This is a genomic window from Tolypothrix sp. VBCCA 56010, from assembly GCF_050875635.1.
Classification (GTDB): domain Bacteria; phylum Cyanobacteriota; class Cyanobacteriia; order Cyanobacteriales; family Nostocaceae; genus Hassallia.
The window spans coordinates 41,089-60,970 of sequence record NZ_JBPAOH010000003.1 but is presented as its reverse complement, the minus strand read 5'-3'; the positions used below and the strand labels follow the sequence as shown (position 1 = coordinate 60,970).

The 19,882-nt window shown below is 43.3% G+C and carries 22 protein-coding genes; 13 read left to right on the top strand and 9 right to left on the bottom strand.

The genetic code is table 11. The features are described from left to right. The first annotated feature begins 247 nt into the window (after window positions 1-247). The 5 genes from AABK37_RS01575 to AABK37_RS01555 all read left to right on the top strand — a co-directional run bounded on the left by AABK37_RS01575 (window position 248) and on the right by AABK37_RS01555 (window position 4,576). Window positions 248-613 carry a hypothetical protein gene (locus AABK37_RS01575; protein WP_039753470.1) on the top strand — a complete coding sequence of 122 codons (366 nt, stop codon included), beginning with the start codon at window positions 248-250 and terminating at the stop codon, window positions 611-613. Further along, window positions 606-1,064, top strand: coding sequence for a hypothetical protein (locus AABK37_RS01570; RefSeq protein ID WP_432549861.1), 459 nt, complete (start codon window positions 606-608; stop codon window positions 1,062-1,064). The genes AABK37_RS01575 and AABK37_RS01570 overlap by 8 nt, the downstream gene beginning before the upstream one ends. Before the next feature lie 190 nt (window positions 1,065-1,254). Then, on the top strand, window positions 1,255-2,679 hold the full coding sequence (locus AABK37_RS01565; protein ID WP_432549860.1) for an STM4012 family radical SAM protein: 1,425 nt from the start codon (window positions 1,255-1,257) through the stop codon (window positions 2,677-2,679). 165 nt (window positions 2,680-2,844) lie between these two features. Beyond that, window positions 2,845-3,708: an STM4011 family radical SAM protein gene (locus tag AABK37_RS01560; protein ID WP_432549859.1), complete on the top strand. Its 864-nt coding sequence runs from the start codon at window positions 2,845-2,847 to the stop codon at window positions 3,706-3,708. 142 nt (window positions 3,709-3,850) lie between these two features. Further along, the gene (locus AABK37_RS01555) at window positions 3,851-4,576 is read left to right on the top strand and encodes a Uma2 family endonuclease (protein ID WP_432549858.1); all 726 of its coding nucleotides are present in this window, start codon (window positions 3,851-3,853) and stop codon (window positions 4,574-4,576) included. Here AABK37_RS01555 and AABK37_RS01550 read toward each other — a convergent pair. Further along, complete coding sequence (locus AABK37_RS01550) at window positions 4,568-4,771, bottom strand: hypothetical protein (RefSeq protein ID WP_432549857.1); 204 nt, start codon at window positions 4,769-4,771, stop codon at window positions 4,568-4,570. The genes AABK37_RS01555 and AABK37_RS01550 overlap by 9 nt on opposite strands. Then, complete coding sequence (locus AABK37_RS01545) at window positions 4,768-6,141, bottom strand: 1-acyl-sn-glycerol-3-phosphate acyltransferase (RefSeq protein WP_432549856.1); 1,374 nt, start codon at window positions 6,139-6,141, stop codon at window positions 4,768-4,770. The genes AABK37_RS01550 and AABK37_RS01545 overlap by 4 nt, the downstream gene beginning before the upstream one ends. Window positions 6,142-6,326: 185 nt before the next feature. On the opposite strand from AABK37_RS01545, the gene AABK37_RS01540 reads away from it, so the two are divergent. The 3 genes from AABK37_RS01540 (at window position 6,327) to AABK37_RS01530 (ending at window position 9,842) form a co-directional block, all read left to right on the top strand. Then, complete coding sequence (locus AABK37_RS01540; RefSeq protein WP_432549855.1) at window positions 6,327-8,141, top strand: proline--tRNA ligase; 1,815 nt, start codon at window positions 6,327-6,329, stop codon at window positions 8,139-8,141. A 105-nt stretch (window positions 8,142-8,246) separates the two neighbouring features. After that, complete coding sequence (locus tag AABK37_RS01535; protein WP_432549854.1) at window positions 8,247-9,056, top strand: LmeA family phospholipid-binding protein; 810 nt, start codon at window positions 8,247-8,249, stop codon at window positions 9,054-9,056. Between the two features lie 165 nt (window positions 9,057-9,221). Then, a complete protein-coding gene (locus AABK37_RS01530; protein ID WP_432549853.1) occupies window positions 9,222-9,842 on the top strand; it encodes a GerMN domain-containing protein in 621 nt (206 codons plus the stop codon). A gap of 192 nt (window positions 9,843-10,034) precedes the next feature. On the opposite strand, the gene AABK37_RS01525 is transcribed toward AABK37_RS01530, so the two are convergent. From AABK37_RS01525 to AABK37_RS01510, 4 genes are all read right to left on the bottom strand, one after another. After that, window positions 10,035-10,382: an ArsR/SmtB family transcription factor gene (locus tag AABK37_RS01525; protein ID WP_039753487.1), complete on the bottom strand. Its 348-nt coding sequence runs from the start codon at window positions 10,380-10,382 to the stop codon at window positions 10,035-10,037. 63 nt (window positions 10,383-10,445) lie between these two features. After that, complete coding sequence (gene accB / locus AABK37_RS01520) at window positions 10,446-10,973, bottom strand: acetyl-CoA carboxylase biotin carboxyl carrier protein (protein WP_432549852.1); 528 nt, start codon at window positions 10,971-10,973, stop codon at window positions 10,446-10,448. A gap of 107 nt (window positions 10,974-11,080) precedes the next feature. After that, window positions 11,081-11,638 carry an elongation factor P gene (gene efp, locus AABK37_RS01515; protein ID WP_432549851.1) on the bottom strand — a complete coding sequence of 186 codons (558 nt, stop codon included), beginning with the start codon at window positions 11,636-11,638 and terminating at the stop codon, window positions 11,081-11,083. 44 nt (window positions 11,639-11,682) lie between these two features. Beyond that, entirely contained in the window at window positions 11,683-11,859 is a 177-nt protein-coding gene (locus tag AABK37_RS01510; protein ID WP_432549850.1) for a hypothetical protein, read from the bottom strand. 27 nt (window positions 11,860-11,886) lie between these two features. Here AABK37_RS01510 and AABK37_RS01505 point away from each other — a divergent pair, with 27 nt between their 5' ends. Both AABK37_RS01505 and thiL read left to right on the top strand, forming a co-directional pair. Then, complete coding sequence (locus tag AABK37_RS01505) at window positions 11,887-13,014, top strand: peptidylprolyl isomerase (RefSeq protein ID WP_432549849.1); 1,128 nt, start codon at window positions 11,887-11,889, stop codon at window positions 13,012-13,014. A gap of 120 nt (window positions 13,015-13,134) precedes the next feature. Continuing rightward, window positions 13,135-14,352 (top strand): thiamine-phosphate kinase, encoded by a 1,218-nt coding sequence (gene thiL, locus AABK37_RS01500; protein ID WP_432549848.1) that lies wholly within the window; start codon window positions 13,135-13,137, stop codon window positions 14,350-14,352. Window positions 14,353-14,478: 126 nt separating this feature from the next. On the opposite strand, the gene AABK37_RS01495 is transcribed toward thiL, so the two are convergent. Both AABK37_RS01495 and nadD read right to left on the bottom strand, forming a co-directional pair. Continuing rightward, entirely contained in the window at window positions 14,479-15,492 is a 1,014-nt protein-coding gene (locus AABK37_RS01495; RefSeq protein ID WP_432549847.1) for a type I glyceraldehyde-3-phosphate dehydrogenase, read from the bottom strand. A 117-nt stretch (window positions 15,493-15,609) separates the two neighbouring features. Beyond that, entirely contained in the window at window positions 15,610-16,233 is a 624-nt protein-coding gene (gene nadD / locus AABK37_RS01490; RefSeq protein WP_432549846.1) for a nicotinate (nicotinamide) nucleotide adenylyltransferase, read from the bottom strand. A gap of 346 nt (window positions 16,234-16,579) precedes the next feature. On the opposite strand from nadD, the gene murC reads away from it, so the two are divergent. After that, window positions 16,580-18,055, top strand: a complete 1,476-nt coding sequence (murC, locus tag AABK37_RS01485; RefSeq protein WP_432549845.1) for a UDP-N-acetylmuramate--L-alanine ligase — start codon at window positions 16,580-16,582, stop codon at window positions 18,053-18,055. A 121-nt stretch (window positions 18,056-18,176) separates the two neighbouring features. Further along, a complete protein-coding gene (gene murB, locus AABK37_RS01480; RefSeq protein WP_432549844.1) occupies window positions 18,177-19,169 on the top strand; it encodes a UDP-N-acetylmuramate dehydrogenase in 993 nt (330 codons plus the stop codon). On the opposite strand, the gene AABK37_RS01475 is transcribed toward murB, so the two are convergent. After that, window positions 19,157-19,279 carry a hypothetical protein gene (locus AABK37_RS01475; RefSeq protein ID WP_432549843.1) on the bottom strand — a complete coding sequence of 41 codons (123 nt, stop codon included), beginning with the start codon at window positions 19,277-19,279 and terminating at the stop codon, window positions 19,157-19,159. The genes murB and AABK37_RS01475 overlap by 13 nt on opposite strands. 105 nt (window positions 19,280-19,384) lie before the next feature. On the opposite strand from AABK37_RS01475, the gene AABK37_RS01470 reads away from it, so the two are divergent. Further along, complete coding sequence (locus tag AABK37_RS01470) at window positions 19,385-19,732, top strand: YbaB/EbfC family nucleoid-associated protein (RefSeq protein ID WP_039753505.1); 348 nt, start codon at window positions 19,385-19,387, stop codon at window positions 19,730-19,732. The last annotated feature ends 150 nt before the right edge of the window (window positions 19,733-19,882 follow it).

Below are 19,882 nucleotides of genomic sequence, written 5' to 3'. Positions count from 1 at the left end.
CAGCTACACTTGTTTTGGTGAACATCTAAAATTTGCAAGTTTGACAATTCCGGTTTTGTCAGTGAAGAGGATTTGCCAGCGATATTTTATAATCATTGTATAATGTTAAAATTTATATTCAGTAAAATGTATTCACATATGGTATGGCAAATTAATTTTATTTAATTGTTGCTATTTATACAATAGTTAGATATTTGTTTCAAGTTCGTAATAAACTAAACTCTTTTCTGAGTTCAAGAATATTACTATGTTTTTACAAAATAAAGAGATTACAGGAATATCAAACTTGGCGTTAAAAAAAAGCGCATCATTAAACAGAGCAAAGTTTACGAGCTTAAATGTAGAAAAGCTTAAGGGGGTTTTGTCTTACTTTTCTTATTTACGTGCTAATGGAGAAATTAGCGACAAAGCATTTGAAAGTTTAGTTCACTATGCCTGCTCTATTTTTATTGAGAATGAAGTAGAGGAAATAGTTCAAGAAACTTTGGAGCGTAAACTTATGCAGTTTGTACGCTCTAAATTTTCATCTACAGATGAAGCTTATGATATAGAAAAAGTGATTTACGGCTTGGATATATCCCGGCTGATAAGGAGTAGATTATCAGATGTCTAGCAACCAGCCTGAACCGAATGAAAGCTTGGATAATAAAAATAAAAAGGAAGAATTAGATAATACTGGAGACTTAGAAAATCTGCCTGATGAATTAGAGGATTTACCTCCACAATTAAAGAGAGTTGTGGAAGCAACTCTCTCAATGCAGCGTATTTCTGCAACACCTTATTTATCGCCACTTCAAGAAAAGATTAATGAATCACATATCTCAAAAATACTTGAGATTGTTGAGAAAGATGATGAAAGGACATTCGCTGATGCCCAAGCATCTCGCAAATATACTTTAATTAATACTATTGTTGTTTTAATATTTTTTGGATTTATCACAGTTTTCTTAGTTTATAAAGACGTAGAAAGTTATCGAGAGTTACTTAAGCTAGCTATTGCATTTGCCGGCGGACTAGGTAGCGGTTTTGGATTGAAAGGATATTTAGACAGAAAAAACAAGTAGCATTGCTATTAGCCTACTCAAATCCTGGTAACAAGTGCGGAAATTCCCTCTAAATATTGCTGTTTTGCCTTATTAACATATCGCTATCTAATCTTACTGCCATTTTCAAATGTATAGACTATAGTCGTGGCAGAAAGTAGGGAGTAGGAAACTCAATTTCTAACAAAAATCCAAAACTAAAATCGACAAGATGATTGCAACCAAAATCCAAAATTTAAAATCCTTTCTTGAGAAATCGCCTTATCAAGCTTACGTTTACTCATACCCGCATAAGACAGCTTATCGTCCCCTTACCCCGCCTGTCAAACTCGCAGATTTATGGTCAAAGCAAGATAAACAAGCGCTGTTTCTCTACATTCACATTCCGTTTTGCGAAATGCGCTGCGGATTTTGCAATTTGTTTACCACCGTCACCCATAACGAAGATTTTGTTAGTCAATATGTTCGCACGGTTGAGCGACAAGCGCGACAAGTAAAATCATTGTTAGGTGAAGTGACTTTTGCTAGATTTGCTCTTGGTGGCGGTACACCAACTCAGTTACCAATTAAGCAATTAGAAACAATTCTTAATGTAGCGTCAGAAACGATGGGTGCAGATTTGCAGAATATTCCCGTTTCTGTGGAGATGTCACCAGAAACGGCAGACAAAGATAAACTAGAATTGTTGCGATCGCGTGGTGTAGATAGAGCAAGTATTGGTGTCCAAAGTTTCATTGAGTCAGAAGTACTCGCAACCGGTCGCCGTCAAACCACCGCGCAGGTAGAAACCGCACTAAATCGGATGTACGAGGCTGGATTTCCCACAATTAACATAGATTTAATTTACGGACTTCCCGGACAAACTCTAGATAGCTGGTTGTATTCGATACGTGCGGCTTTGCGCTTTCAACCCGAAGAAATTTATTTATATCCTTTGTACGTGCGACCGCTGACAAGTTTGGGACGCTCGGATAAAGAATGGGATGATATACGTTTAGCATGTTATCGCCTTGGGCGATCGCTCCTTTTGTCGGAAGGATATACTCAAGTTTCCATGCGAATGTTCCGACAGTTGGGACAAGGAGGACAAGGAGGACAAGGAAGACAAGGGGGAATTTCTCCCTCATCTCCCCCATCTCCCTCATCCCCTCCATCCCCCCATCCCCCCCTCTCCCCCTCCCCCACTCCCATCTACTGCTGTCAAGCAGATGGAATGGTCGGTTTGGGTTGTGGGGCACGTTCTTACACGGATACTTTACACTACTCTAACGACTATGCTGTGAATTCTAGGGAAATTCGCGACATTTTACAAGCTTATATTAAAACACCAGATGAAGTTTTCGAGTATGCTAATTATGGCTTTCAACTTGATGCTGAAGAACGCCGTCGTCGCTACATTTTATTATCTTTGTTTTCCGATGAAGGATTGAATCTTGCTGATTATCAACATCAGTTTGGAACAAATATAGTTATAGACTTTCCAGAACTTTCGCAATTGCTATCTTTAAATTTGGCGACACAAGTAAAGCAAATCTTGCGTTTAACAGAACTTGGTATTGAGAAATCTGATGTAATTGGTGCTTGGTTGTTTTCCGAGAAAGTAAACCAATTAATGCAAAATTATGAGTTGAAATAGTTGCCATCATGAGAATAGAAACGTCGGTTTGTTAAATCGCCCACAGGCTAGAAGCCTGGGGCTAAACGAACGAAGCCCGCCTTCGCGGGCTTTGTTCGCGTAGCCGCACCCTTCTAGGGTGTCGGCGACTGCAAAAGCGATACTTTTATAATTCCCAATTCACCTATGCATCTCACAATTCTCTATCGCGGTTCTTTGATAAGTTGCAACTACGGCTGCGAATATTGTCCTTTCGCTAAACGTCAACAAACAGCCGCCGAATTAGCTATTGACAAACAATCATTAGAACGGTTTGTAAATTGGATTGCTCAAAATTCACAACATAAATTCTCAATTTTATTCACTCCTTGGGGTGAAGCACTTATTCATAAGTGGTATCAGCAAGCATTGGTAAAATTCACTCAAATGCCTCACGTTAATAAGGCAGCAATTCAAACTAATCTATCCTGTAATTTAGATTGGGTGGAAGAGTGTAATAAAGAAAATTTGGCACTTTGGGCAACTTTTCATCCAGAATGGGTATCACGTCAAAGCTTTCTAAATAAGTGTTTAGAACTCGACAAGCGAAATGTTCGTTTTAGTGCGGGTGTTGTCGGTTTTCCTCAATTCAAAGATGAAATTGCTGCCTTACGTCGCGAGTTACCTAAACACATTTATTTGTGGATTAATGCAGTTAAGCGAGAACTACCAAATTTGTCTGATGAAGACCGGAATTTTTTCGAGTCAATCGATCCGCTGTTTCATTTGAATACTCAGCATTATACCAGCTTCGGTCATAGTTGCCGCGCTGGGAAATCAGCGATTTCAGTTGATGGTGATGGGACAATGCGACGTTGCCACTTTATTAAAGAACCAATTGGTAATATATATGATTTGAATTGGTCAGATAATTTGTGCGATCGCCTTTGCACTAACCAAACGTGTCACTGTCACATCGGTTACGTTCATCTTGAGTATTTAGAACTAGAAAAAGTATTTGGTTCTAGCATTTTAGAACGCATTCCTCTCAACTTCCAACCATTAAAATAAAAGTAGTTATTCAAGTTAAGATAACCTACACACCATACATACATAAAATAACTCTGCGAACCTTAGCGAAACCTTTGCGCTCCTTTGCGTTAAAAAAATGATTTCGACGGCAATACAATCAATCTAAAATAAATAACTCCTCATGCTATACAATACACCTGAGTATGAATATTTACCCTCCTCAGAAGAGTTACCTTGCTCGGACGATACCCCTGTGGATAATGAACTACAAAACCTGATTCCCAATTTGTTAAAAACTATTTTAGCTTTAATTTGGCAAGACCGATGGGACTGGTTTTTTGGTGTCGATATGGGAATTTATGACCGCACAGGTCAAATTCGACGAACTCCAATAATTCCTGATGGTTTCTTAAGTTTAGGAGTACCGCGTCGCAAAAATGATCCAAAGGGACGTTTAAGTTACGTTTTGTTAGAAGAAAATAATATTGCTCCCATTTTGGTGTTAGAACTTGTTTCTCAAACCTACGGGAAAGAATACGAAGATAAAATAACCGCTTATGCTCGTCTGGGTGTGTTGTATTATGTCATTTACAACCCTGAATATTATCAGCGTGACAAGCATCAACCTTTTGAGGTTTATCGCTTAGAAAATGGCGTATATTTGCTTTGTTCTGGTGAACCAGTGTGGATGCCAGAAATAGGTTTGGGAATTGGTAGAGGTCAAGGTGTTCATGAAGGATGGCAGCGTGAGTGGTTATATTGGTTTGACGAACAAGGAAACAGATTCCCCACTCCTGAAGAAGTTGCACAACAAGAAAGACAGCAAAGAGAGTTAGTTGAACAACAAGCAGCAGAAATGCAAGCTTTGTTACAACGGTATCGCGATCGCTTTGGCGAATTACCTTAGGATAGTTGATAGTTGTTGGGTGTTGGTTGTTGGGCAATGGGCAATGGGCAATGGGCAATGGGCAATGGGAATAAAGCCAAATTTCGATCTCAGCCCACTTGGACGCTTGCCCCATGCCCCATGCCCCATGCCCCATGCCCCATGCCCCATGCCCCATGCCCCACCATCCACTATCCACCATCCACTAACCCTCAAATCAATTTTTCCATCGCTTGCTGCAAATCTTTTGTTAAGTCAGCAACTGATTGTCTCGCACCTTGACGAGTTGCTTTATAAACAGAATAACGTTCAGAAACTGATATCGGTTCACCGATAGTAATTTTTGCTTTTTGTTTACCTAATTGCGGACGCTTGAAGGGATTGCTGCCTTTAATTCGTGTTACCATATCCCATAAAAGTAAGGTTGTTTCCGCAAACCTTTCTGCTGTCGGTTTTTCTTGAATGTATTTTCCTGTAACTGCAACGAAGCTTTCTACAAGTCGCATGTGCCACATTCGTAAATTTGCTTCTTCGGCAATCCGATCGCCTAAACCTTTTTCTACAGCAGACAGCTTTTTTACATCTTTAAATTCTTCTCTAAATATATAATTCCATCCCGCTTGTTCTACTCGACGACAGCGATCGGTTAAATTTCCTATGGGGTGCAAGTCAAAATATTGCTCTGGTACTTGTAGAATTATGTTTAACATCGCTTGCAGTCTAGCTGCTAACGCTTCATTTCTATCGCTTCCTTCAACAATCTTAATATCTGGCAGCTTTTGATGATAAAACCGCGTGTAAAACTGTTCCATCAGAGACATTAAATGTTCAGCCACATTTAACAACCTGGGATAAAGCGACTCGAAGCTAGGATTATTTCCTTGTACGGCTAAACCGCTAGCTGCTTCTAATTCACTTAAAAGAGAAGCGATCGCATCCCAAGGCGCTTCGACATAACTATATTTAATTCCAACTGGTACAATTAAAACTTGTTCCGAGCGTTGTGCTTTGTGCAAATCTTCCGCGCACCAAAAGCTTAATTGCGCGATTCCCGGTTCTAATGGACTGATAAACTCACTTAAACCATTAGTAGCACCTTCTGGCGCCGCCGCCATCGGGAATTTTCCATTCACAAACAACTCACGCGCCGATCGCAAACCCGTCCAATCAGCTTTACCCCGTTGAATTGGCGTACCACCCAAATTAGAAGCGATCCAACCGACGTAGGAACCAGCCCATAAAGGAATGCCGCGATCGTAGATAAAATGAGCATGAATCGGCGACTCTAGTATTGTACCCTGATAACGTGCTACCTTTGGCACGAGTTGCGAAAGCAAGTAAGCTAAACAAAATGGATCGTCCGTCTTCGGATGACGAAACGCCAACATAAAGCGGATTTTACCATCTTGAAATTGGCGATAGAGATCCACCAAAATCTCTACTTTGTCTGCTTCAACATCAGCGATCGCAGTTTTCCAACGCATCCAACTCGGTAAAAACAGATGGACAAATCTCAAAAATAACGGATTCAGCGCTGGGGGAATGAATTCTAAGGGTGGTTGTGCTTGATAAATTACATCTGACAAAGTGGTTTTCTCCTGGATTGGGGACTGGGGACGCTTGGATTGAGAGAAACAAGAAAAAAATTAGAAATTCCTAAAAGAAAAAATTGACGCAGAAAGTTTAAGACTTTACACTTTATACTTCATACTTGATACTTCAATAGACTTTAACTGAGATAGAAATTATCGAATCTAAAAAAGGACAAACGATGCGACTGTCACAAATGTTATTCGTTACACTCCGGGACGATCCAGCAGATGCCGAGATTCCCAGCCACAAATTACTAGTCCGTGCAGGTTATATTCGTCGCATCGGTCGAGGTCTCTATGCGTATCTCCCCTTGATGTGGCGTGTTTTACAAAAAGTATCTCAGATTGTGCGCGAAGAAATGAACAAAACAAACGCACAAGAATGTTTGTTACCGCAATTACAACCCGCTGAATTATGGCGCGAATCTGGTCGCTGGGATACTTATACTAAAGCTGAGGGAATCATGTTTTCCCTCATCGATCGCAAAGACGAACAATTGGCACTAGGTCCAACTCACGAGGAAATAATTACAGCGATCGCTCGTGATATGATTCGCTCATACCGCCAATTACCGCTGCATCTCTACCAAATTCAAACTAAGTTCCGCGATGAAATTCGTCCCCGCTTCGGTTTAATGCGCGGACGCGAATTTATCATGAAGGATGGCTACTCCTTCCACGCCGATGAAGAAAGCCTGAAAAAAACTTACCAAGATATGTACATAGCATACAGCAATATGCTGCGGCGTTCTGGTTTAGCTTTCCGAGCAGTGGAAGCAGATTCTGGTGCGATCGGTGGATCTGGTTCTACAGAATTTATGGTATTGGCGGAAGCTGGTGAAGATGAAGTTCTCTACACTGAAGATGGTAAATACGCTGCCAACGTCGAAAAGGCTGTTTCTTTACCGATTGATGCCGAACCTTCACAGTTTACAACATTTGAGAAACGCGAAACACCAGGAACAGAGACAATCGAGACGCTTTGCGAATTTCTCAAATGTTCTCCTACCCAAGTTGTCAAAAACGTTCTTTATCAGACAGTTTACGATAATGGTACAACAGTATTAGTACTGGTGAGCATTCGCGGCGATCAAGAAGTTAACCAAATCAAGTTGCAGAATGAGTTAACAAAACTAGCTTCCCAGTACGGCGCGAAGACGATTATCAATTTAAGTGTACCAGATGCAGAAGCGCAGCAAAAATGGGCAGCAAAATCTCTTCCTTTGGGTTATATTGCCCCCGATATCGCCGATGATTATATTCAATCTACCAAAGATGTTTCACCGAACTTTGTCCGGCTGGTAGATAAAACCGCAGTCGATTTAAAGAACTTTGTCACCGGCGCGAATGAATCAGGCTATCACGTAGTTGGGGCAAATTGGGTAGAGCAAATTAAGCAACCAGAATTAGTAGTAGATATACGCAAAGCAAGACCGGGCGATCGCGCCCAGCACAACCCAGAACAAACTCTGCAAACAGCGCGGGGAATCGAAGTAGGGCATATTTTCCAACTCGGAACCATATATTCCCAAATCATGCAAGCAAATTATACCAACGAACAAGGTGAAGAGAAGCCTTTATACATGGGTTGTTATGGTTTTGGTGTCTCTCGACTCGCTCAAGCCGCTGTAGAACAATCTTATGACAAAGACGGAATTATCTTTCCAGTAGCGATCGCACCTTATCACGCCATAGTCACAATCCCTAACATAAAAGACGCTCAACAAGTCGAAATCGCTGAAAAACTTTACAAAGAACTCAATCAAGCGGGAGTAGAAACCTTACTCGATGACCGCGATGAGCGTGCAGGCGTTAAATTCAAAGATGCCGACTTAATAGGCATCCCCTACAGGATTGTAACCGGAAGAGCGATCGCAAACAACAAAGTCGAAGTAGTCCAACGCCAAACTCGCCAATCTCAAGAAATCGCCATTGAAGAAGTCGTGACAATTCTTAAACAGTGGATTTCGTCAGCAATAGAAGTTAAAAAATAAACGCAGAGGGACACAAAGGCTTACGCAAAGGTTCGCAGAGAAATACTCCGCGTTCCTTTGCGTTATCCTCAGCGTTCCTCTGCGTTAAAAAATATCTTCAAAAAAATGGAATTCCTCACAATCCTTTTATCAGGTTTGCTGGGTTTAGTTTCCCCCGTGGGAATCGCAGTCGATCACATTGCGGAAAATGCCATCCGTTCTCAATTTAGTAAAGTAGGAGAATTGCAAGTGCGTGTTGATAACGCACCCAGTTATCAATTGTTGCAAGGTACATTTGAACGTGTGAGAATTGCCGGACGTTCTTTGCAATTGAAAAGGCAAAATATCCGGATTGCAGTTTTAGAATTAGAAAGCGATCGCATTGAAATCAAACCGCGTAGTTTAACTCGCAAACCTCAATTAAAGAAACCTTTACAAGCGGGGGTGCGATTAGTTTTGACAGAAGAAGATATTAACCAAGCTTTGCGATCGCCACAATTAATAGCTAGGCTACAAAAGCTAAACATCAATTTACAGAATTTTGCAAATACAGGGGCTAACCCCGTATACAATTTAGTCAATCCACAGGTACGATTTTTACCTAATAACCGCCTGCGAATCCAAGTAGAATTGCAGGAAAAACAAAAAAGCAAACCACTTTTAATTAAAGCAGAATCACAAGTGAGTATAGTTAATGGCAGACAAATACAGCTAGTTAATTTAGTTGCCCAAGTCGATCAAGTAGAAGTTCCACCAAAACTTATTAACGTAATCCTAAATAACATCAACAAACGATTAGATTTACGTAACCTAGAAGGTGGCGGACTGCAAGCGCGAATTCTAAAATTGAAGATAAGCCAAGGAGAATTAGAGATGGCAGCATTTGTAAGGATAGAGCCATCCTACTTAGCGCTTTTGGAAACTCCCCGTTTATAAGTATCGTCGTTACCCAGGCTTCTACTCACCCTTCGGGTTCGCCAGTCGCTCATGGGGGAAACCACGCCACTTGCTTCAAGTCGGCAGAGCCGCCCAACGCAGTGGCTCCCCAAGACCGCGCTGGCTCACATAAATATTATCTTAGCTCTCAGGAAGCTTTTAAGCATGAAAGACCAACAAGGATCTAAACGTATTTCTTCAGGTGTAATAGCAGCTGTTTCAGCCGCAGTTATAGCCGTCAGTGGTGGTGTAGCTTGGCTAACTTGGAATGCCAATCACCCTGGAGTGCCAACTCCAGGAGCTACAAGCTTACCAAATTCAGGCAATACTATACCAACCCAGCCTGTTGAAAAAGCAACTAATATTTATTGGTTGAAAGATAATGGTAGAAACTTTGAATTCGTTCCTCAACCAGTTCAAGTTCAAACTAAAGCATCTGGTAACAAGCCCGACCAAGTTTTAGAAGAGGTTTTCCAAAGTTTGTTAGCAGGACCTACAGAAGGAACAGGTTCCACCACCATCCCCAAAGGAACAAAACTAGAAAGTTTAAAAGTGCAAAATGATGAGATCCACGTTAACTTATCGAATGAATTTACTAGTGGAGGTGGTAGTACTTCAATGATGGGTCGCGTGGGACAAGTTGTTTACACCGCTACCACATTGAATCCCACCGCCAAAGTATACATTGATGTGAACGGTAAAAAATTAGAAACTTTAGGCGGTGAAGGTTTGGAAGTAGAACAGCCATTAACTCGCGAAAGCTTTAAAAAAGACTATTCGCTTTAGGAACGTGGTTAGTGGTTAGTGGTTAGTGGTTAGGGGTTAGTGGTTAGGGGTTAGTGGTTAGTGGTTAGGGGTTAGTGGTTAGTGGTTAGTGGTTAAGAGTAATTTTTCGTACCTAACAACCAACAACTATCAACCAACCAACAACCATCAACTATCAATCAACAACCATCAACCAACAACCAACAACTAACCTTACAGCTTGCTATTCAAAATCCGAAAACTACGAGCTTGCTGTTCTAACCTAGTGGCAAGGCGATCGCAAACTCGATTGCACAAATCAAAAATCATTTGGTCTTCCACGCGGTAATAAGCGCAAGTTCCTTCACTGCGACGGCTGAGAATTCCCGCTTGCCACATTACCTTCAGGTGTTTTGACACATTTGCCTGAGAAGTTTGTGTTGCCTCTACCAACTCTTGCACGCATTTTTCATCATCCCGTAGTAGGTGCAACAGCCGCAAGCGCATCGGTTCACTCAACAGGCTGAAGTATTCGGCTACTTGTTGCACCACTTCAGGGGGTATAGGCAACACTTGTTTCATTACTGTTTAACCCGCAAGGACAGAAAATATCAACAATTACTCATTTCATATATAGATTAATACTTAATCAGGGTTAATTCTCATCAAAGGTTGACCATATTCGACCGATTCGCCATTTTGCACCAAAATTTCCATCACTTGTCCGGATATTTCGGTTTCGATCTCATTCATCAACTTCATTGCTTCGATAATACAGACAGTTTGACCGCTCTTGACGCGATCGCCCACTTCCACAAAAAACGATTCACCTGGAGCCGGAGCGCGATAAAATGTTCCCACCATCGGGGAAGGCACTTCTACTAATCGCAGGTCACGCGTCGAGTTTTGTGCTGACGACGGCACCGCAGTCCCGGCATTTTCTGTAACGCGACTTACGGCAATCTCCGGTAACGGAGTAAATGCCACTTGGGGTGCAGCTGGTGTCGTTGTCAATCCCGATCCAGCTGCACCGCTAAGGTGCTCTTGATTGCTGACATTAACCCCCCTACGTACCGTTAATTCAAAATCGTTACTTTTAAGGGTTACTTCTGCAATATCTGTTTGTGCAATAGTTACCAGCAATTGGCGGATTTCATTAAAGTCCAATGGCACAGTTTTTCTTACCTCAACCTATCCGTATGAAATATTTTTCGTGGCAAAAAGCTCGCATCCCGATTGTGGTGGAATTCCGCCTTCAGATAAACCAGGTGAGATAAAAATTATTCCCTACTGATATATTTATCTTCCTGAGTATCAATTCTGATGCGTTCTCCTTGAGCAATAAACAAAGGAACCATGATAACTGCGCCAGTTTCGAGAGTTGCTGGTTTTGACCCACCTGTAGCCGTGTCACCTTTGACACCTGGATCTGTTTGGACAATTTCCAAAACCACAGACTTAGGCAATTCCACACCTAGGACTTGATCGCCCCAGCGGATGACTTCAGCTTCCATACCTTCTTTGAGGTATTTTACGCGATCGCCAATTTGTTTAGCGCTCAATCTGCCTTCTTCATAAGTTTCCATATCCATAAAGACATACTCATCGCCTTCTTTATAAGTATGTTGCATCGTGCTTTTTTCTAGATTAGCCTGCGGCACAGTTTCCCCAGCTCGGAACGTTTTTTCTACCACGCTCCCACTCTGGACATTTTTTAGCTTTGTTCGGACAAACGCAGAACCTTTACCTGGCTTAACGTGCAGGAATTCTACCACCCGCCATACAGATCCATCTAAAACAATTGAAACACCGGGTCGAAAGTCGTTACTGGAGATCATGAAGCTTTTACTCTTTGGAAGACAATCGGCATTTATTGTACCCCTCAAGCGGAGGAATTAGTCATTTTGTCATTGAGAATTGGGAATTGGGCCCTATCGCAATTGTTTAATGGGCAATGGGCAATGGGCAATGGGAATAAAGCCAAATCTCTTTCTATGCCCCATGCCCCATGTCCCATGCCCCATGCCCAATTCCCCTGTACTGTGGGAAGATTATTCATGGGTTACGCAAGAAGTCAAAAATTTAGATGTTGTATTTGAGCCATGCCATGTTCAACTTATTAAAATCCTGGCTGAAAAAAAGCCTAATTGCAGTGTTGTTGGTGACAATAAGTTTAGGCATAAGTACAGCTGGGTGGACTCCCATCAGTAGAGCCGCGCTACCAGCTGGAAATGCGATCACCGATGGCAACGCCTTGTTACGCTACGCCCTTCCCATAGATAATAAACCCGTGCGGGACTTGCAAGCGTCTTTAGAAGACATTGCCGCCCAACTGCGAGCAAATCGCCGCTGGGGGGCTATTTCCAAAGACCTCAGCAAAGCATCGCGGATTCTGAATAATCCCGACAAAATCCTCGCAAGCGTCTCTGAAGAACGCCAACCCCAAGCTGAAGCTTGGATTGCTGAGTTAAAATCTGGCGTGACTTCCCTGAATGATGTCGTTAAAACCAAAGATAAAGAAAAACTTCGCTCTGGACGAGCCAAGCTGCTGAATCTCGTTACTTTGTTAGAAGAGTCAATGGTGAAAAAATACCCCTTTGAAGTGCCTGCTGAGTACAGCAACCTACCTCAACTCAAAGGTCGTGCCACCGTAGAAATGAAAACCAACAAAGGTAATCTTACTATGATTGTGGACGGTTACAGCGCCCCTGTCACCGCCGGAAACTTTGTTGATTTGGTACAAAGAGGGTTTTATAACGGTTTAGAATTTACCCGCTCTGAAGAATCTTACGTTTTGCAAACCGGAGATCCCCCAGGTAAAGAAGTCGGTTTTATTGACCCAAAAACGAAAAAATACCGGGCTATTCCCTTAGAAATTCTCGCAGAAGGCGATAAAGAACCCACCTACGGGATTACACTAGAAGCCGCTGGGCGTTATACTGATATGCCAGTTCTGCCTTTTTCTGCCTTTGGCGCATTGGCGATGGCTCGTCCGGAAAATGAAGTTAATGGCGGTTCTTCGCAATTTTTCTTCTTTTTGTTTGAACCAGAACTTACCCCAGCCGGACGCAATTTGTTAGATGGACGCTACTCCGTTTTTGGTTACCTCAGCGAGGGCAAAGAAGTTTTAGATAAACTTAAGGCAGGTGACAAAATCGAATCGGCAAAAGTCACCCAAGGCATAGAAAATTTAGTCGAGCCGAAAACAGCATAGATAATTGTTAGTGGTTAGTGGTTAGTGGTTAGTGGTTAGTGGTTAATTGTTAACCGTCAACCGTCAACCGTCAACCGTCAACCCTCCAACTATCCAAATTCCACTATCCACTATCAAAATATGCAAGTTCGAGATATTGGTGAACAAGGTCTTTTAGAAAGATTGCAGCGCTTTTGTCCACCGGAGATTATCGGGGATGACGCAGCGGTGCTGGTGACTAAACCAGGGGAATCTTTGGTGGTGACAACCGATGTGCTGGTTGACGGCGTGCATTTTAGCGAGATTACCACTTCGCCAGAAGATGCCGGTTGGCGAGCTGCTGCTGCTAATTTATCAGATTTGGCGGCAATGGGCGCTTCTCCACTGGGGATTACTGTTGGTTTGGGACTTCCGGGAGAAGTTAGCGTCAGTTGGGTTGAGGAATTGTACCAGGGTATAACACAATGCCTGCAAAAATACAATACCTCAATTGTGGGCGGTGATGTAGTGCGATCGCCTGTCATCACTTTATCAATCACCGCTTTTGGTCAAGCTCATCCCCATCAAATTATCCGCCGCAATCAAGCCCAAGTCGGGGATGCGATCGTTGTCACAGGCGTTCATGGAGCCTCCCGCGCTGGCTTAGAACTGCTGTTACATCCAGAATTGGGGCAAAACCTCACTCAAGGGGATTATACGGCTCTCATCCGCGCACACCAGCGCCCACAACCCCGTTTAGATGTCTTACCCATCCTCTGGGAAATTTTATCTGACTCAATTCCACAAGGGCGGGAAAACCCCGATGGGCGGGGAAACCCCGATGGGCGGGAAAACCCCGATGGGCGGGGAAACCCCGATGGGCGGGAAAACCCCGCCCCTACAACTCCCCCTATCCCACGCCAGGTGCTACAACGGGGGGAAAATACGCAACGCACTGGCTCCCCATCCCCCCATCCCCCCCTCTCCCCCTTCCCCCCACTCCCCATTCCCCACTCCCCACTCCCCATCTCCGGTATGGACAGCAGCGACGGTTTGGCGGATACAGTTTTGCAAATTTGCCGCGCCAGTGGTGTTGGCGCTGTTCTAGAATCTACGCAAATTCTTTTACCAGATGCTTTCAACTACTGGCTGACAAAAGAAAAAGCGCTCTTTAACGCTCTTTACGGTGGCGAAGACTTTGAATTAGTGCTTTGCTTGCCAAAACAACCAGCTTATGCATTAGTTGAAAAACTTGGTAAAGGGGCAGCGATCGTCGGAACAATTACATCTGGCTCCAAAGTCATTTTGCACGACCAGAACGCAAAAAACCCCGACCAAGTTCTCACTCTTGGTCGAGGGTTTCAACACTTTATGAGTTAGGAGTTGGGAGTTGTCAGTTGGGAGTTGTCAGTTGGGAGTTGAAGCCCATTTTTGATTCAAAAACCACAACTGACAACTCAAAACTTAAAATTCCTCACTCATAACTCCTAATTCCTAACTTTTTGCTTAACTCCACTTATCGGCTACTAGCTCTGCCAAATCCAAGACTCGCTGGCTGTAACCCCACTCGTTGTCATACCATGCCATCACCTTCACCATGTCGCTGCCCATGACCATTGTCAAGCTAGCATCGACAATCGAAGAAGCTTCAGTACCTTGGTGATCGGATGATACCAAAGGTAGATCGCAATAGTCTAAAATGCCTTTGAGTGAACCCTCGGAGGCATCTTTTAGGGCTTGGTTGACTTCTTCGGTAATGGTACGCTTTTCGACTTGAACGACGAAATCCACCATCGAAACATTCGGGGTGGGTACGCGCAATGCCACACCATTCAGCTTACCTTTGAGGTCTGGTAGTACCAACGCTACAGCTTTTGCCGCACCTGTGGAGGTGGGTACAATGTTCATTGCCGCAGCACGAGCACGTCGCAAATCTCGGTGACTGGCGTCTAACAGACGTTGGTCGCCGGTGTAGCTGTGAGTGGTGGTCATGGTGCCTTTGATGATGTTGAACTTTTCGTGCAACACCTTGGCAACAGGAGCCAAACAGTTGGTAGTACAGCTGGCATTACTGATGATGTTGTGTTTGTTGTGGTCGTAATCGTGATGATTCACGCCAACTACAAACGTACCATCTTCGTTTTTGCCTGGGGCAGTGATCAGAACTTTTTTGGCACCTGCATTTACATGCTTCATTGCCCCTTCTTTGCTGGTAAATACACCTGTTGCTTCAATAACCAGGTCTATTTGCCAGTCTCTCCAGGGCAAGTTTTCTGGATTGCGATCGGATACGCACTTAACGGTTTTACCGTTAACGATGATAGAATTATCATCGGCAGAAATGTCAGCATTCTGTAACTTTCCTAGCATCGTGTCATATCTGAGCAGATGCGCGTTGGTTCTTGGGTCTGAGGTGTCGTTGACAGCAACTATCTCGATGTTGCTATGTTCTCTACCTACCCAGCAGCGCATAAAGTTACGTCCAATGCGCCCAAAACCGTTGATTGCAACTCTAATCACAGCGTCTTGCCCCTCTGTATTTATGCCTATACATTAATATCGTTGACCACGATCATACCGCAAACGGGGGGGGTATTTATAACTATAAAGTGCTGAAGCAACAAAAAAATACATATTTTATTTAGATTTATCGAAGTAGAGGTTTTGGGCGGTGATGTACAATCTAACCGATTCCGGGACTAGATAACGAATTGACTGGCGTTCGCCGCACATCTGCCGAATTAAACTTGACGAAAGTCCCACTAAAGGTATAGGCAATAATTGCCAGCTAATGGTATAGGATTGTTTTTGCAGTTGTTGTACTTGCTTGCAGATCAACTCGCTTTGAGCTATATTCTCACCACCGACTAATCGGGGTGCGACCAACAAATCACACATTTGTACTAATTCTCGTCCACGATACCAACGGGGCAAAGTAAGGAAGGCATCCAAGCCTAGAATCCAGTACCAGTGAGTATTAGGGTAAAAAGCAGATAACTCAAGTAGGGTATCAATCGCATAGGAAGTTCCGGAGCGATTCATCTCAACCAATGAAATAGTAAACGAGGGGTTGTCTTTGATCGCTAGTTGGAGCATTTCTACTCGATGCTCAAAGGAAGTCGCTTGTTTATGAGGAGGATTTAACGATGGCACCCAAATTACGTATTCTAAGGGTACTTGATGCAAAGCTGTCTCGGCTAAAATCAAGTGTCCCCAATGAACAGGATCAAAAGTGCCGCCGAAAATTGCTATAGACCGCATTCGCACGATTTGTGAGTTTCATTTCAGTTTAAAAGCAGTTTCGCATCCCAATGTACTATTGAGCAATAATTCCAGTAAGGAAAACAAAAAATGTATTTGAAATTACACTCATTTCTTTCCCGATGCAGCGGAAATTTTCAGAATAAACATAAAAACAGTTCGGAAAAAGAAAAAATCGCCTGCCTTGGTAAAATCATTCTGAACATGCAGATGTTTAGCATTCGATAGCAACCGAATCATGAAAGAGAAAATGATGCACGATCTGTAACGATAAAAATCAAATTCCTGTTATGATACGCGTGTCATTTGTGAATATTGGTGTGGTGTGGTGTAAGAGGATTAAAAAATGAGCAATTCTGTAGACTTTAGTGGTAGACCATTTCACTTTATTGGTATTGGCGGTATAGGTATGTCTGCTCTGGCATACGTTCTGACAAAACGCCATTTGCCAGTGTCAGGTTCGGATCTTCGTCCCAACCACATTACACGAAAGTTGGAAGGTATCGGATCTCATATATTTGGGACACAATCAGCAAGCAATCTCGCGTTTTTTCATCCTGCAAGTGAGGTTATTACTGAGAAGAATACAGTAGTATTAAATTCACCAGAAAAATTGCCTACTGTAAGTAAAGCAATACTGCCCCAAGTCATATGTTCAACAGCAATTAATACAAATAATTTAGAATACAAAGCAGCACTAGAATTAGGTTGTCCAATCTTTCATAGGTCTGATGTGCTAGCCGCATTAATTGCGGAATATTACAGTATTGCAGTCGCAGGAACGCACGGTAAAACAACAACTAGTAGCATGATTGGTTATATGCTACTACAAGCTGGTTTAGACCCAACGATTCTGATAGGTGGCGAAGTAAAAGCTTGGTCTGGCAATGCCCGATTGGGAGAAAGTAAATATCTAGTAGCTGAGGCAGATGAATCAGATGGTTCTTTGGTAAAACATGCCCCAGAAATTGGCATCATCACCAATATTGAATTAGATCATCCCGACCACTACGACACATTAGAGCAAGTGGTGGAAACTTTCCAGACATTCGCTAAAAGTTGCAAAGTATTGATCGGTAGTATTGATTGTGAAACGGTAAGCAATCGCCTCAAACCAACTATCAGCTACAGCTTACACTCAGACACCGAAGCTGATTACACTGTCACCAATATCGAATATCGCGCCGATGGTACAACAGCTTTAGTTTGGGAACGAGGCAAAGCCTTGGGCTTATTAAACTTGCGTTTGCTCGGTCGTCACAACCTCAGCAACTCCTTAGCCGCAGTCGCTGTTGGTCGAGTTTTAGGTTTAGAATTTGGCTTAATTGCTGAATCTCTCGCCACTTTTGAAGGTGCAAGACGCCGCTTTGAATTACGCGGTGAAGTCAATGGTATTACCTTTATTGACGACTACGCCCATCACCCCAGTGAAATTCGCGCCACTCTTGCTGCCGCACGTCTCCAAGCTAGACCCGGACAAAGAGTAGTTGCTATCTTTCAACCACATCGTTACAGCCGCACACTCACGTTCTTAGAAGAATTTGCCGAATCCTTTACTTATGCTGATTTGGTCGTCATCACTGACATTTATAGTGCAGGCGAACCAGATTTAGGACAAGTCAGTGGTGAACAACTAATGGCGAAAATTGCTACTCACCAGTCCAACGTGACTTATCAACCGACTTTATCCTCAGTGCGTGAATATTTACTTTCTAAGCTGCGTCCTGGAGACTTAGCTTTGTTTTTAGGTGCCGGGAACTTGAACATGGTGATACCCGAAGTAATTACAACTCTTTGCGAACCAGCTAAAGCTACATCCTAAAAGCTGACACTTATTGGTTAATTCCTCAGCATTGTGTCTGTCTCGCGAGAGTTTCCTTACTTCACCTTTTTGCCGTATCTATACGGCATATAAATGTAAAAAAATCACCAATTGAAGTTATATGACAATTTCCCAGGCAGCTAAAAACGTCTGCAAAGTTTCTACCTTAGCGACAAGTAAGCAAGAAACAGTTAATTCTATCGACAAGAAAGTTTACGTAATCGGTAGCGATTTTGCCATCAAGTCTCAGGCTTCCCTCGCAGCAGTTACTTCCTACAGAGTTGGCGGACCCGCCGAATGGTACGCAGCTCCGCGAAACTTAGCAGCACTGGAAGCGAGTGTGAAGTATGCAAAAGAACATGATTTAACAGTAACAATACTCGGTGCTGGCTCTAACTTGTTGGTAAGCGATCGCGGTATATCCGGTTTAGTTATTGCGACTCGTCATCTGCGCCACAGCCACTTTGACCCCCAAACAGGTCGATTAACAGTTGCGGCAGGAGAATCAATCCCCAGCTTGGCTTGGCAAGCAGCAGACTTGGGTTGGGAAGGATTAGAATGGGCGGTTGGCATCCCCGGAACCGTCGGCGGTGCGGTTGTGATGAATGCTGGGGCACACAGTAGCTGTGTAGCTAATATGTTAGTCAGCGCCGAAGTGCTTTCACCTGATGGCACATTAGAAATTGTCACCCCCGATCAGTTGGGTTACGCCTATCGGACTTCGTTACTACAAGGAAGCGATCGCATAGTCACCCAAGCCACCTTCCAACTTAAGCCAGGGGCAGATCCGGCTTTAGTTGTAGCCGCAACAAAACAACACAAACAACATCGTCTGACCACTCAACCCTACAACTTCCCCAGCTGTGGTAGCGTGTTCCGCAATCCCAAACCTCATAGCGCAGGCTGGTTAATTGAACAAACCGGTCTTAAAGGCTATCAAATAGGCGGAGCGCAAGTTGCACAACTCCACGCTAATTTTATCGTCAATCGTGGCGGAGCAAAAGCTAACGATATCTTTGGTCTAATTCGCCACATTCAGCAACGGGTACAAGACCGCTGGTCGATTTTGTTAGAGCCAGAAGTGAAAATGATCGGCGAGTTTCAACCAGTTTGAAGGAAATGGGCATCGGGCATCGGGCATCGGGCATCGGGCATGATCCAAGTGGGCAAGTGAAATACGCGATCGCTTCTTTTTATTCCCATTGCCCATTGCCCATTGCCCATTGCCCATTGCCCATTGCCCCTAATAGGTAAAAAAACAGGCAACTTGCCTGCGGCATCTATAATTGAATTTGATTTCTTATTCAACGCACACGCGGACAATCAGTTATGGCAGAAAAAGGACAGGGATTTGGCTTCGGCTTAGGAAAAATGAAAGAACTCGCCGAAGCGTTTAAAAAAGCGCAGCAAGTTCAAGAAGGCGCGAAAAAACTCCAAGAAGAATTGGAGCAAATGGAAATTTTGGGAGAGTCTGGTGGTGGTCTGGTCAAGGTGATTGTCAGCGGAAACCAAGAACCAAAGCGCGTGGAAATTTCCCCAACTGCTCTAGAAGAAGGTGCAGATGTACTTTCCGACCTTGTGACAGCAGCAATGAAAGATGCTTACAACAAGTCCACTGCGACAATGCGCGATCGCATGGAAGACTTGACCAGTGGGCTAGAACTTCCCGGATTTTAGTAAAGTGTCAATAGTTAGTGGTTAGTAGTTAGTGGATAGTGGTTAATGGATAGTGGTTAGGGGATAGTGGGAGCGTGGTTAGGGGATAGTGGATAGTGGGAGCGTGGTTAGGGGATAGTGGTTAGTAATATTTTTTTGCAACCAACAACT